We start from the raw sequence: 13,271 nt of genomic DNA on the forward strand, positions 1-13,271 counted from the left end.
ATGCATTGGGGCATGACGGCGTGGCTGCAGCTCGCCACCATCGTTGCGATCCTGGCAGTGCTGCACGTGCCGTTGGGCAACTACATGGCATCCGTCTACTCCAGCGAAAAGCACTGGTGCGCTGAGCGATTGATCTATCGAATAGCTGGCGCGCAGCCGGATCGCGAGCAGCATTGGGTCTGGTATGCGGCTTCGGTGCTCGCGTTTTCGGCGGTCAGCGTGACCGTCCTGTTCGGTCTACTGATGCTGCAGACCCAGCTGTCCGCGCCCTGGGGTGCACAGGGAATGACCCCGCTGCTCGCGCTGAACACTGCAGTCAGCTTCGTCACCAACACCAGTTGGCAGAACTACGCGGGCGAGTCGACTCTCGGTCACTTCGGCCTCACCGTTGGCCTGGGTGTGCAGGCGTTCGCCAGCTCAGCTGTCGGCATGGCTGTGGCCATCGCGCTGATTCGCGGCATCGTGCGTCGGCAGACCACCGAACTCGGCAACTTCTGGGTGGACTTGGTCCGCGGCATCATCCGAATCCTCATCCCTATGGCGGTTCTCATCGCGGTCGTGCTCACCGCGCTCGGCGTGCTGGAGACTTTCGGCGCCGCGCAGTCGATCGGCACCCTGGCCGGCGGATCACAGACCTTGCCGACAGCGCCGATCGCGTCGTGGGAGTCCATCAAACTGATGTCCGGCGACGGCGGTGGTGCCTTCAACGCCAACAGTGCGCACCCGTTCGAGAACCCGACACCGCTGACCAACGTCATCGAGATCGTGACCATGGCCGTCATCCCGGTATCGCTGGTCCGCACCTATGGCGTCATGATCGGCGACCGGCGTCAAGGCTGGGCGTTGCTGGCCGTGGTCGTCGTCCTGTTCGGCTTGGGCACGGCCGCCGTCGGGATGTCGGAAACGATGCCGCACGGCACCGTCACGAGCGCGACCGGTGCGGCATTGGAAGGCAAGGAGATTCGGTTCGGGATACCCGGAAGCGCGCAGTTCGGCCAAGTTGCCACCGCTACCGCAGACGGCGCGGCGAACTCGTCGTACGACAGTTTCACCAGTGTCGGCGGTGGGGTACTGATGGCCAATATGATGCTGGGCGAGATCAGCCCTGGCGGTACCGGCAGCGGACTGTACGGTCTGGTTGTCATCGCGCTGCTCGCCGTGTTCCTCGGTGGTCTGATGATCGGCCGAACACCGGAATATCTGGGCAAGCGGGTCAGCGCCCGGGAGATGAAGTTGGTCAGCCTGGCGGTGCTCACCCCGCCGGTGGCGGTATTGACCGGCGTCGCGATCGCCATGGCGCTGCCGGCCGGTGCCAGGGCCGCGACCAACTCCGGCCCGCACGGGCTATCCGAAGTGCTGTACGCGTTCACCAGTTGCGTCGCGGGTAACGGCAGCGCGTTCGGCGGATTCAGCGGTAACACAACAGGATTCAACATCGGACTGGCCGTGGCGATGATCATCGGCCGGTACGTGCCGATGATTTTGGTGATCTCCCTGGCTGCCAGCTTCGCCGGTCAGCGTTCCGGGGTGGTCACCGACGGCACTCTGCGCACTCACGAACCGTCGTTCGTCGGGCTGATGATCGGTGCCGCCCTGATCGTGGTCGGGCTGGAGTACCTACCGGCACTCGCGTTGGGCCCCATCGCCGAACGAATTTCTTAGCTGGCTGTCGGTGCGCGGCGGTCGGGCGTTGCAGTCGCATCGATCGCCTGTGCCGATTCCAGAAAGGGCGCCCACTGAACCGCCTCCGTGGTACACCCGGTGTCTCCGGATGCCATTGCACCGCAAGCACCCAGCCATCGACGGCCTCGAACGACTCGATCAGTCCGTCAGGCGCATGACCCTTCGTCACCTGAGCCAGCACATCGCGGGAGGTGGTGGGCGGCTCCACCGTCAGCTCCACCTGCGATGCGCGGACACTGCGGCCCTGATACATCCACTTTTTTGTTGATCCGCAGTCCAGTCTTCGCGAGGAGGAAGGCCGTGGACATCGTTAGCGTCACTCTGAATCGAACGGGCCTTCACGCCGAGGATGGATACGGTCCGGTCACGATCTGAATTCAGCTGACAACGGCCACAGCTTTCACATCTGTCGCATTGTTAACATCTCGCAATGCAGGACTTCCCGGAGACCACCGGCCTTCGGCGCCCGCTGTCGCGGCGTGATGCGCTGCGCTATGCCGGCGCGGCGTCAGCACTGGCCGGGCTGAGCGCCGCGGGTCTTGGCATGCCGACGGCGTCTGCCGCCGCTCCCACGCTGATCGACTTCGCCATGAAGCAGATTCCGGCACAAGACATCCGGGCCGCGGGCCACGCGGGCGTCGTCAACTACGTCTCGATGTCACGCCCCGGCTCGACCATGGGCGCCAAGCCCATCACCCTGCCCTACGCCAAGTCACTGGCCGCGGCGGGACTCGCGATCGTCAGCAACTACCAATACGGCAAGCCCGGTGGGACCGTGCCGTCGGACTTCACGCGCGGATACGCGGGCGGCGTCGCTGACGCCAAGACCGCCTGGCAGTTGCACAGCGCAGCGGGTGGCGGACAGAGCGCGCCGATCTTCTTCTCCGTCGACGACGACATCAACCGCGAAACGTGGAACAACGTTGCGCTGCCGTGGTTTCGGGGCATCAACTCGGTGTTGGGCGCGCAGCGCACCGGCGTCTACGGCGGCATCAACACCTGCCAGTGGGCCGCCGCCGACGGCGTCATCGGCCGCTCGACCACGCCCGGCAAAGTGTGGGCCTGGCAGACCCGATCCTGGTCCGGCGGCAAGATCGATCCCGCCGCCGTGATGTACCAGCGGATCGTCAGCACCGCGTCGAACCCAGGGCCCGTGGTCGGCGGGCTCGAAGTCGACGTCAGCGACGCCCTGGCGTCGGACGTCGGGCAGTGGAACCTGCATCCATAAATTGCGGGTACTTCTGTGGTGGTCAGCGGGACTCATTCTCGGCGTGCCATCGCGCGCATCTAGCTGTCGTGACCTGACACGTTGTTGTCAGGCGGCGAGCCGGCTGATGGGTGGTTTTCCGCTGAGGGCGGAGTGGCCTCGTTGAGTGTTGTAGTGGTCGAGGAATCGGTCAAGGCCGTGTGTGCGTTGGCTGTTGGAGGTCCATGGGCGGGCGTAGGCCCATTCGGTGAGCAGGGTCCGGTTGAAGCGTTCGGCTTTGCCGTTGGTCCAGGGGCAGCCGGGTTTAATGAAGCGGCGTTTGAGCTGCCACGCGGAGCACACCCAGCCCCAGTTGGTGCCGCGGCGGTAGACCAAGGCGTTGTCGGTCAGCAGTCGCCTCGTGCGCACGCCGTGGCCGGCGAACCAGAGCAAGGCTCGGTGCAAAAACGCTGCGCAGGTCAGGTCTTTTTCATCGGTGTGCACTTCGCTGTAGGCCAGCCGGGTGCGGTCATCGATAGCGGTGTGGATGTAGTCGTAGCCGATCTTGGTTTTCTTGTGCCGGTTGGCAATTGACACTTTGGCGTCGCGTCCGTGCAACCGCCAACCCCCACCACGGGGGATTCGGCCGAGCTTTTTGACATCGACATGGACCATGGCCCCAGGGGTGCGGTGTTCATAGCGGTTCGGTTGGCGCCGCGAGGTGCGCACCGACGTGCCGGTGATCGGATCGATCGCCGACAGATGCGGCACCTGATGGCGCGCGAGAATCCGTCCGATCGTCGACGGATTCAGATTCAGTTCGGCGGCGAGCACCACCGCACCACGCTTGCGGCGGGCCCGGGCGGCCAGCACCTTCTTCTCGACCTGGGCGCTGGTGCGCCGGGGCATGTGATTCGGGCGTGATGAGCGGTCGGCCAACGCCGCCTCACCGCCTTCGGCATATCGGCGCAGCCACTTGTACACCGTCGACCGTGAAATACCGAGTTGCTCGGCCACATGCGCCGGTGGCCAACCAGCGGCGACACGCTCAACGATCAGGCGACGAGCGAACAGATTGGTACGGGCGTTAGCGTGAGACACGAGGACCTCCTACGGGTGAATGCCAGACACATCCACTCCGTCAGGAGGTCCTCCCCATTTCAAGCAGGCACGCCGTCAACAACCTCTTGGGTCACGACATCTAGCTGCCTGCGTGCGATGCCGAAAGACCCTTCATGAAGATATCGAGCAACCGGCCGCCAGTAATTGCGGTGGGCTTCGATGAAGCCGCTTCTCACTTCGGGAGCGCGGCGCCAATTTCTGTGTTCACTGCCGACGTTCCGGTTTCCAGCACCTTCCTTGACTGAGGATATGCTCGCATGTGACGATTTCGTCACATCATGTCGGTTCCGCCTGCCCCGCACCGTCGGGCGGGCATCGACTTCGACCACAAGGACGGTCCGCAGGTGCAACGATTCGCGAACATTCCGTCGTACCGTTCCGACGTCTACCGCACGTCGGCCATCCTTGATCCGTATCCGCACTACCGCCGCATGCGAGACCTCGGACCGGTCGTGCGGCTCCCCCGGCACCGGCTGGTCGCACTCCCGCGCTACGCCGAATGCAAAGCCACCCTGCGTGCCGACGACCTATACCTGTCCGGCCACGGCGTCGCAGCCAACGCACTCGCCAATCGGCTCTCCCGAGGCACAACGCTCAACAGCGACGGCGCCGACCACGAGCGGCGGCGAAAGCTCGTCGCCCACCGACTGATGCCCCGGGCACTGCGCGACCTCAGCACCACCGTTGAAGACACTGCGCGCCGCATCGTCGACGTCGCACTGGCCAAGGGACGAGTCGACGCTGTCGCAGACCTCGCGACAGCACTGCCGCTGGCCGTGGTCCCAGATTTGGTGGGCTGGCCACGAGATCAGCGTGAGCACCTTATTCCCTGGGCCGCAGCTACTTTCGATATCCTCGGTCCCCTGAACCGACATGCGATGCGCGCGGTGCGGCGCAGCACGCACATGCTGCGGTTCACTCACGCTGTCGTCCGCGATCGAAACGTGATTCCGGGCAGCATGGCTGACGAACTGCTGACCGCGGTCGACGAAGGCGCGTTGTCACTCGAGGACGTACCGCCGCTGATGATCGACTACATCGCTCCGTCCTTGGATACGACGATCAGTGCCATCTCCAACGCGATCCACCTGTTCGCCACTCACCCCGATCAATGGGATCTTCTGCGGGCGGACCCAACATTGCTGCCGAATGCGATCAATGAGGTGATTCGTTTCGAATCACCGTTACGGGCCTTCACCCGCGAAGTGGCCCGCGACACCGAGGTCGCAGGGACGCCCCTGCCCGCCGGCACACGCTTGCTCGTCATGTACGCCTCAGCCAACCGTGACGAACGAGAATGGCAGAGCCCGGAAGTTTTCGACATCCGCCGCGATGCCGGACGTCACATCGGCTTCGGCAACGGCGCACACGCCTGCGCGGGCCAGGGCCTCGCCCGGCTGGAGACCGCTGCCCTGCTCACCGCACTACTGGAACGGGTCGAACGCTTCGAAACGCGCGGAGAGCCGAAGTGGGCGGTCAACAATGTCATCCGCCGGCTTGAACGGCTACCCGTCGCGCTAATTCCCAGCCGAAATGAATTGTGACGCAATAGCGTCTACGGGTGAGTCCGTAGTCCGATGCCAGGCGTCGACCAAGGAGAAATAGCGCTAACTCAAACGGCCCTGAACTGGTTGACGTCCACTCCCACTTCGTGACAGACGAATACGTCGGCGCGGCGGTCGCTGCCGGCTTATGCAACCTGACGGCATGCCCACGTGGCCGTCGTTTACCGTTGAAAAACAGATTGAACCGATGCGGGACAACCGAATCCAGCATCTGATGTGCCGCGCCTACAATTCTGCGACGCGCCCGCCCTCGACCAGCCACGAGCGGTCCAACCGGACGTTCTGCAACATCCTGCGGTCATGCGACACCAGTAACAGCGCTCCGTCGTAGGTCTCGAGCGCCTGCTCAAGCTGCTCGATGGCCGGCAGGTCGAGATGGTTGGTCGGCTCATCGAGAACCAGCACGTTCGTCCCACGTGCCTGCAGCAACGCGAGGCCCGCGCGGGTGCGCTCCCCGGGCGACAGCTCGTCGACCGTGCGTTCCACATGGTCGGCGCGTAACCCGAACTTCGCGAGCAGGGTGCGCACATCCGCGGTGGTCCATGACGGCACGTATTGCTCGAAGCGATCGACGAGTCGGCTGCTACCGGTGAAATCTGCACGCGCCTGGTCGATTTCACCGATCGCGACATTGGCGCCCAGACTCGCCCGCCCCTCATCGGGCTGCTGCCGGCCAAGCAGCAGCCGCAGCAGGGTCGACTTTCCTGCCCCGTTGGGTCCGGTGATACCGATGCGCTCGCCGGCGTCAACCTGCAGCGACACCGGTCCGACAACGAAATTCCCTTGCCTCACAACGGCGTTATCCAGCGTCGCGACGACCGAACTCGATCGCGGCGCGGACCCGATGGTGAACTGGAGCGTCCATTCCTTCCGGGGCTCCTCGACTTCCTCCAGGCGGGCGATCCGGCTCTCCATCTGCCGGACCTTCTGCGCTTGTTTCTCGCTTGACTCGGTTTGTGCGCTACGCCGGTTCTTGTCGTTGTCGGGGGCCTTGCGCATCGCGTTGCGCACACCCTGACTCGACCACTCGCGCTGTGTGCGGGCGCGCGCCACCAGATCGGCCTTCTTCTCGGCGAACTCGTCGTACTGCTCACGACGGTGCCGACGCTCAACATCACGTTCGTCGAGATAACTCTCGTACCCGCCGCCGTAGACGGTCGTCCTGTTCTGCGCCAGATCGAGTTCGAGCACGCGGGTTACCGTGCGAGCCAGGAACTCTCGATCGTGGCTGACCAGCACGACACCACCGCGGAGGTTACCGACGATCTCTTCCAGCCGGGCCAGCCCGTCCAGGTCCAGATCGTTGGTCGGCTCATCGAGCAGGACGATGTCGAAACGGGACAGCATCAGCGCCGCCAGCCCCACTCGCGCTGCCTGGCCACCCGACAACGCCGTCATCAAAGTCGATTCCGGCCGCACCGCATCGGAATCGAGCCCCAGGTCGGCAAGCACTGCCGGCAACCGTTCGTCGAGATCCGCCGCGCCGGTTGCCAGCCAATGATCGAGTGCCGCGGCGTAGCAGTCGGCGTCTGCGTTCGGGTCTGCCAGGGCCTCTGCCGCGGCGTCCATCGCCTGCGTCGCGGCGGCGCATCCCGTGCGGCGCGCGACGTACGCGGCGACGGTCTCCCCCGGCACCCGCTCGTGCTCCTGTGGCAACCACCCGACGAATGCGTCGGCCGGCGCGAGGCTGACCGACCCCTCGAGCGGTGCGAGTTCTCCCGCCAGAATTCGCAGCAGCGTGCTCTTGCCGGCACCGTTGGACCCGACCACGCCGATCACATCGCCGGGTGCGACCGTCACGTCGAGCCGTTCAAAGAGCGTGCGGTGGGCAAATCCGCCGGCCAGATTGGTTGTGACGAGCGTCGCGGTCATGGCTCAATCGTCGCATTGCCGCGGCACGCCGCCACGACGTGGACTCAGGACGCCGGCGGCGACGTGGTCATGGCGATCGCGGCCTGGTCCTCATCGAGGGCCTCGACCGGCAGGGCGTCCTGCCCATCGCGATTGCGCAGCCCGTCGAGGAAGATCGCCACGTACCGTCGCCACAGGTCGGCGTCGACGTGCCCGGCGAATTCGCTCACGGTGCCCGCCAAGAGGCCCAGGATCGGCATGTCGCTGTCGGAGATGCCAGGTCGCAAATAACCGTCTTTTTGGGCGCGCTCAACAAGTTTCGCGATCTTCGGGACCAGGCGGGTACGTGCCGCGTCCACCCGATTGCCGCAACCGCAACCGTCCTGGCCGTACAGGATCTCTCGGAGGCCTCGATCGGTGGCCGTCTGCTGGCACATCTGCTCCACGAACCAGGCGAATCCCCGCCAGGAATCGTCGAACTCCAATGCCGTGTCGGCCACCGCGGCGATCTCGTCGATCGCGTCCTCGAAGATGGCCTCGAACAACTCGTCTTTGGTCGGGAACCTGCGATACACGGTGCCTACGCCGATCCCACCGTGGTGCGCCACCTCATTGAGCGTCGCGCTCAGGCCTCGTGTCGCGAACAGATCGCGGGCCGCGTCGATCACTCGCTGACGATTGCGCACGGCGTCCTTGCGCAACGGTCGATCTGTGGTCGGGCGGGTCATCACCCACGCAGTGTAATCCGAGACACTATTGGGGTAAGTGGATTGACTCAATCCACTTACCCCAATAGCTTCATAGCGGACGACTGCGATCGGCCGACGATTGCGGCGATCCGTGACAGAAGGGCGCGCTGCATGACGCGACATCACCGGGCCGGACTCGCATTGGCCGCCGCCGGTATCGGAATCGTTGCAGCAGTGTTCAATTCGGGCCCCGCGCAAGCCGATCCCGATACCGACTTCGCGAATCAGTTGCACGCCTACGGGATCTATGGCCCGAAGGACTACAACGCCTGGCTGGGCAAGATCACCTGCCAGCGGTTGAACAACAACGTCGACCACGACGCGTATCAGTCGGCCAAGTTCGTCGCGACCAACTTGGCGCGACAGAACGCCACCCAGCAGAACTGGCAGTTCCTCGGCGCCGCAATAGATTTCTATTGCCCCGACAAGCGCTCAGTGCTCGAAGACGCCGCTCATCAGTCGCAAACAGCAGTCCGCGCATGACGCTTCGAACGCTGGCCGTGGCTTTCGGCCTTGCGGCGGCAGCCCTGGCGCCGGCAAGTACTGCCGCCGCCGATGCGACAGACGACTACCCGATCCCGCACCGGATCATCACCACCACCTGCAATGCCGAGCAGTACCTGCAGGCCGTACGTGATACCAGTCCGGTGTACTACCAGCGCTACATGATCGACCGGAACAACCGTCCCGCCGACATCCAGCAGATGGCGCAGGACCGCATCCACTGGTTCTTCGCCCTGGACCCGGCCGCCCGCCGGCAGTACTCCGAAGACACCGCCACCAACGTCTACTACGAGCAGGTGGCAACCCACTGGGGCAACTGGGCCAAGGTGTTCTTCAACAACAAGGGCGTGGTCGCCAAGGCCACCGACGTGTGCGTGAACTACCCCGCCGGCAATATGCAGGTCTGGGACTTCGCCTCCAACAGCTGAGTGATGCGCGCCTGAAGTTCTCTGCTGAACAGGGATTTTTCGGCGCCGTTCACATTTGCACCGACTCGGCAGGAATGCAGTGGGCATTCCTCGGGTTGTAACGAAGACGACACTTAAATGGATGGACTCTATCCACTTTTTCCGTTAGGTTACCTAGCTAGATGTGCGGGGCCCACCAATGGTGGTGCGTCTCCGCATGCCCGACGACCGCGCGGTCGGCAATTTCTGAAGAAGGCAGCGATGACAAGAGTGTTTCGGCGGGCATGGCTACCGCTATTGGTGATCGTCGCGGTCGCCGCCGGTGTGGTGATCGTGTCGAACGTGCGTCAGGTATTCGGCTCGAATCCTGTTGTGATCACCGAGAAGAGCTCGGACAACGCCGAGGATTTCAACCCGAAATTCGTGAAGTACGAGATTTTCGGCACGGGTAGCTCGGCCGTCGTCAACTACATGGACCTCGAGGGCAAGCCCCAGCGCGCCGCAGGGGTTTCGTTGCCGTGGACGTTGACGCTGTCGACCACGCTGCCCTCGGTGCAGCCCAACATTCTGGCCCAGAGCGACGGCAACAGCATCAGCTGCCGGGTCAGTGTCGATGACGTGGTCAAAGAAGAGAGGACCGCCACCGGTATGAACGCCGAAACCTTCTGCTTTGTGAAGGCCGCATGAGCGCGCCGGCCGACGAGGCCCAGACCGACGCCATCCCGGTGGTAAAAGACAAGGGGCACAAGGGGATACCGCGGTTCCTCCGCCGGTTCGCCGTGCTGATCATCCTGGCATGGATCGGGGTCATCGCCGCACTGAACACCGTTGTCCCGCAACTCGAGGAAGTCGGCAAGCTGCGCGCCGTGTCCATGAGCCCCAACGACGCACCGTCGATGATCGCCACCAAACGCGTCGGCAAGGTGTTCGACGAATACAGCACCAGCAGTTCTGTGATGATCGTGCTCGAAGGCGACAATCCGCTGGGAGCCGACGCGCACGCGTTCTACGACAAGATGGTCGCTGACCTCCGCGCCGACACCACCCACGTCCAGCATGTGCAGGACTTCTGGGGCGACACGCTGACCGCCAAGGGCGCCCAGAGCCGCGACGGCAAGGCGGCCTATGTCCAGGTCTACATCGCCGGTGATCAAGGGGAGACGCTGGCCAACGAATCGGTCGCCGCGGTGCGCCACATCGCCACCGAAAGCCCTGCTCCGCCAGGGGTGAAGGCTTATGTGACCGGTCCCGCGGCGACCAGTACTGACCAGAACGTCGTCGGCGACAAGAGCATGGAGCTGATCGAACTGGTCACCTTCGGCGTCATTGCGGTCATGCTGCTTTTGGTCTACCGGTCCGTCATCGCGACCTTGCTCGTGTTGGTGATGGTCGTGCTCGAACTCTCCGGGGCGCGCGGTCTGGTGGCATTCCTGGGCTACCACAACGTTTTCGGGCTGACCACCTTCGCCACCAACCTGCTGGTGACGCTGGCGATCGCCGCGGCGACGGACTACGTCATTTTCCTGATCGGTCGTTATCAGGAAGCCCGGCGGGCCGGAGAAGACCGAGAATCGGCCTACTACACCATGTTTCACGGCACCGCGCACGTGGTGCTGGCCTCCGGCCTGACCATTGCCGGCGCCACCCTGTGCCTGCACTTCACCCGGTTGCCGTACTTCCAGACCATGGGCTTCCCGCTGGCCATCGGCATGGTGATGGTGGTCGCGATGGCGCTGACCCTCGGGCCCTCAGTGATCTCGGTCGCAACCCGCTTCCGCCGGGTCCTCGAGCCCCGAATGAACACGAGAACCGCCGGCTGGCATCGGGTCGGCACCGCGACGGTGCGCTGGCCCGGCGCCATCCTGGTCGGCGCCGTGGTGGCGGCACTGGTCGGTCTGATCGCGTTACCGGGCTATCACACCATCTACGACGACCGGATCTACCTGCCGAAGGACATCCCCGCCAACGTCGGCTATGACGCTGCGTTCCGGCACTTTTCGCAGGCCAAGATGAATCCGGACCTGATGATGGTCGAGTCCGATCACGATCTGCGGAACCCGGCGGACTTCCTGGTGATCGACAAGATCGCCAAGGCGCTGAAGAACGTGCACGGAATCGCCCAGGTGCAGACCATCACCCGACCTGACGGTGACCCGATCAAGCACTCGACGATCCCGTACACCGTCGGACAGAGCGGCTCCACGCAGCTTATGAACAACGATTACACGCAGACCAATCTGAACAATCTGCTCTCTCAGGCCGACGATCTGCAGAACAGCATCGACGCCATGACCGAGATGATGAGCGTCCAGAAGGATCTGGCAGCGGTGTCGCAGCGGATGGCCGACAAGATGAAGACCACTTCGGATGACATGGGTGACACTCGAGATCACCTGTCGGACTTCGATGATTTCTTCCGGCCCATGCGCAACTACTTCTACTGGGAGCCGCACTGCTTCGACATCCCGGTGTGCTGGTCCATGCGGTCGGTCTTCGAGAGCATCGACGGCATCAGCTTGATGTCCGATGACTTCCAGGCCATCGTTCCCGACATGCAGCGCATGGCCGACCTCATGCCCAAGATGGTCGCGACGATGCCCAAGCAGATCGCGTCGATGAAGCATCAGAAGCAGGTGCTGCTGAACCAGTACCAGATGCAGAAGGCCCAGCAGGATCAGACCATCGCGATGCAGAAGACCGGCACCGCGATGAGCGAGGCGTTCGACGCGGCCAAGAACGACGATTCGTTCTACCTCCCGCCGGAAGCCTTCGAGACTGCAGATTTCCAGCGTGGCCTCAAGCTGTTCATGTCGCCCGACGGCCATGCGGTGCGGTTCACCATCATTCACCAGGGCAACCCATTGACGCAGGAAGGCACCTCGCGTATCGAACCGCTCAAGGTCGCGGCGGCCGACGCGATCAAGGGCACGCCGCTCGAGGGTGCCTCGATCTACCTCGGTGGTAGCGCAGCCATGTACAACGACATGCAGATCGGTGCAGATTACGACCTGATGATCGTCGCGGCCGCGGCGTTGATCCTGATCTTCATCATCATGTTGGTCCTCACCCGTGCAGTCGTCGCATCGGCAGTCATCGTCGGCACTGTGGTCCTCAGCCTGGCCTCGGCGTTCGGTCTCTCGGTACTGCTCTGGCAGCACATTGTGGGGATTCCGTTGCACTGGATGGTGTTACCGATGTCGGTCATCGTGCTGCTGGCGGTGGGCGCGGACTACAACCTGCTGCTGGTGTCCCGCATCAAGGAGGAGATTCGCGCCGGGCTGAACACCGGCATCATCCGCGCCATGGTGGGCACCGGTTCGGTGGTCACCTCGGCTGGCCTGGTGTTCGCCTTCACCATGATGTCCATGTCGGTGAGCAAGCTGATCATCATCGGCCAGGTCGGTACGACCATCGGTCTGGGTCTGCTGTTCGACACGCTGGTGGTGCGGTCACTGATGACGCCGTCGATCGCCAGCCTGCTCGGACGCTGGTTCTGGTGGCCGCAGCGCGTGCGTCAGCGCCCGATTCCGCAGCCCTGGCCGAAGCCGATCCGAAGCGAGTCCAAGCTGACTTCAGTCTGAGTCGGGCGTAGCGCCGGAAGTCCTCGGCCGGGCGAAGTGATAGGTCGTGGTTTGCGCTGTGTGGGTTCGTTCGCTAGGTCGCGCGCCCAGGGTGGGTGTTCAGCCGACGTGCGGAATGACCAGGTTCGCGAGTTCGATTTCGTCGGCGCGATCCTGGTCTGACCAGTCACCCTTGATATTTGCGACCTTCACGGAGACCACCAGTCCAATTTTCACCGCCACGATGCTCTCGCCGGGGCCGAACCAGTAGGCATCGAAGCCTAGGGCGTCCACTCGTTTTTCCGGGCTGATGACGTGGAAATGGTTGATCGGCGCAGTGGGGTCGGTCGGCCTCGGGTGAATCGACACCTCGATTTCTCGGGTGGCGCCCGTGTAATAGCAGGCACCGTCGCCGACGGGCACCGGCGGGCGGCCGTCGTAGGCGAACCGCCTTTGGGCGTCGTCGCCCACGTATTTCCTGGCGACGTTTGGGGTGAGCAGGTCGCACGGTCGCCGTGTCAGTACCGCACTTGTTGGTGTTGTCGGGCGACTCGGCGCTGTAGCCGCAGTGTGGCTGGTTGGCGCGCTCGCCGTGGTGGTCGACTTCGGATGCGCTGTGGTCGTCGTCTGGCCGGCCGATGTCG

The 13,271-nt window shown here is 63.8% G+C and carries 11 protein-coding genes and 1 pseudogene; 7 read left to right on the forward strand and 5 right to left on the reverse strand.

Annotation, left to right across the window (positions count from 1 at the left end):
• A complete protein-coding gene (gene kdpA, locus ACX12F_RS28825; RefSeq protein ID WP_459367631.1) occupies positions 1 to 1,662 on the forward strand; it encodes a potassium-transporting ATPase subunit KdpA in 1,662 nt (553 codons plus the stop codon).
• A 139-nt stretch (positions 1,663 to 1,801) separates the two neighbouring features.
• Here kdpA and ACX12F_RS28830 read toward each other — a convergent pair.
• A pseudogene (locus tag ACX12F_RS28830) lies at positions 1,802 to 1,936 on the reverse strand (hypothetical protein); the annotation flags it as partial.
• A 177-nt stretch (positions 1,937 to 2,113) separates the two neighbouring features.
• On the opposite strand from ACX12F_RS28830, the gene ACX12F_RS28835 reads away from it, so the two are divergent.
• Positions 2,114 to 2,911, forward strand: a complete 798-nt coding sequence (locus ACX12F_RS28835) for a DUF1906 domain-containing protein (RefSeq protein WP_459367632.1) — start codon at positions 2,114 to 2,116, stop codon at positions 2,909 to 2,911.
• Between the two features lie 87 nt (positions 2,912 to 2,998).
• Here the strand turns inward: ACX12F_RS28835 and ACX12F_RS28840 are convergent, their stop codons facing one another.
• Entirely contained in the window at positions 2,999 to 3,970 is a 972-nt protein-coding gene (locus ACX12F_RS28840; RefSeq protein ID WP_459367633.1) for an IS481 family transposase, read from the reverse strand.
• 299 nt (positions 3,971 to 4,269) lie between these two features.
• Here ACX12F_RS28840 and ACX12F_RS28845 point away from each other — a divergent pair, with 299 nt between their 5' ends.
• Positions 4,270 to 5,535: a cytochrome P450 gene (locus ACX12F_RS28845; RefSeq protein WP_459367634.1), complete on the forward strand. Its 1,266-nt coding sequence runs from the start codon at positions 4,270 to 4,272 to the stop codon at positions 5,533 to 5,535.
• A 246-nt stretch (positions 5,536 to 5,781) separates the two neighbouring features.
• Here the strand turns inward: ACX12F_RS28845 and abc-f are convergent, their stop codons facing one another.
• Entirely contained in the window at positions 5,782 to 7,428 is a 1,647-nt protein-coding gene (gene abc-f, locus ACX12F_RS28850) for a ribosomal protection-like ABC-F family protein (protein ID WP_459367635.1), read from the reverse strand.
• Positions 7,429 to 7,472: 44 nt separating this feature from the next.
• Positions 7,473 to 8,135, reverse strand: a complete 663-nt coding sequence (locus ACX12F_RS28855; protein WP_459370549.1) for a TetR/AcrR family transcriptional regulator — start codon at positions 8,133 to 8,135, stop codon at positions 7,473 to 7,475.
• 132 nt (positions 8,136 to 8,267) lie between these two features.
• On the opposite strand from ACX12F_RS28855, the gene ACX12F_RS28860 reads away from it, so the two are divergent.
• From ACX12F_RS28860 to ACX12F_RS28875, 4 genes are all read left to right on the forward strand, one after another.
• Entirely contained in the window at positions 8,268 to 8,639 is a 372-nt protein-coding gene (locus ACX12F_RS28860; protein WP_459367636.1) for a DUF732 domain-containing protein, read from the forward strand.
• Positions 8,636 to 9,088, forward strand: a complete 453-nt coding sequence (locus tag ACX12F_RS28865; RefSeq protein WP_459367637.1) for a DUF5078 domain-containing protein — start codon at positions 8,636 to 8,638, stop codon at positions 9,086 to 9,088. The genes ACX12F_RS28860 and ACX12F_RS28865 overlap by 4 nt, the downstream gene beginning before the upstream one ends.
• Positions 9,089 to 9,328: 240 nt before the next feature.
• Positions 9,329 to 9,754, forward strand: coding sequence for an MmpS family transport accessory protein (locus ACX12F_RS28870; RefSeq protein WP_459367638.1), 426 nt, complete (start codon positions 9,329 to 9,331; stop codon positions 9,752 to 9,754).
• A complete protein-coding gene (locus ACX12F_RS28875) occupies positions 9,751 to 12,648 on the forward strand; it encodes an MMPL/RND family transporter (RefSeq protein WP_459367639.1) in 2,898 nt (965 codons plus the stop codon). Before ACX12F_RS28870 ends, ACX12F_RS28875 begins: the two co-directional genes overlap by 4 nt.
• A 99-nt stretch (positions 12,649 to 12,747) precedes the next feature.
• Here the strand turns inward: ACX12F_RS28875 and ACX12F_RS28880 are convergent, their stop codons facing one another.
• Positions 12,748 to 13,098: a hypothetical protein gene (locus tag ACX12F_RS28880; RefSeq protein ID WP_459367640.1), complete on the reverse strand. Its 351-nt coding sequence runs from the start codon at positions 13,096 to 13,098 to the stop codon at positions 12,748 to 12,750.
• Positions 13,099 to 13,271 lie beyond the last annotated feature (173 nt).

Source organism: Mycolicibacterium sp. HS_4_1 (assembly GCF_054515875.1).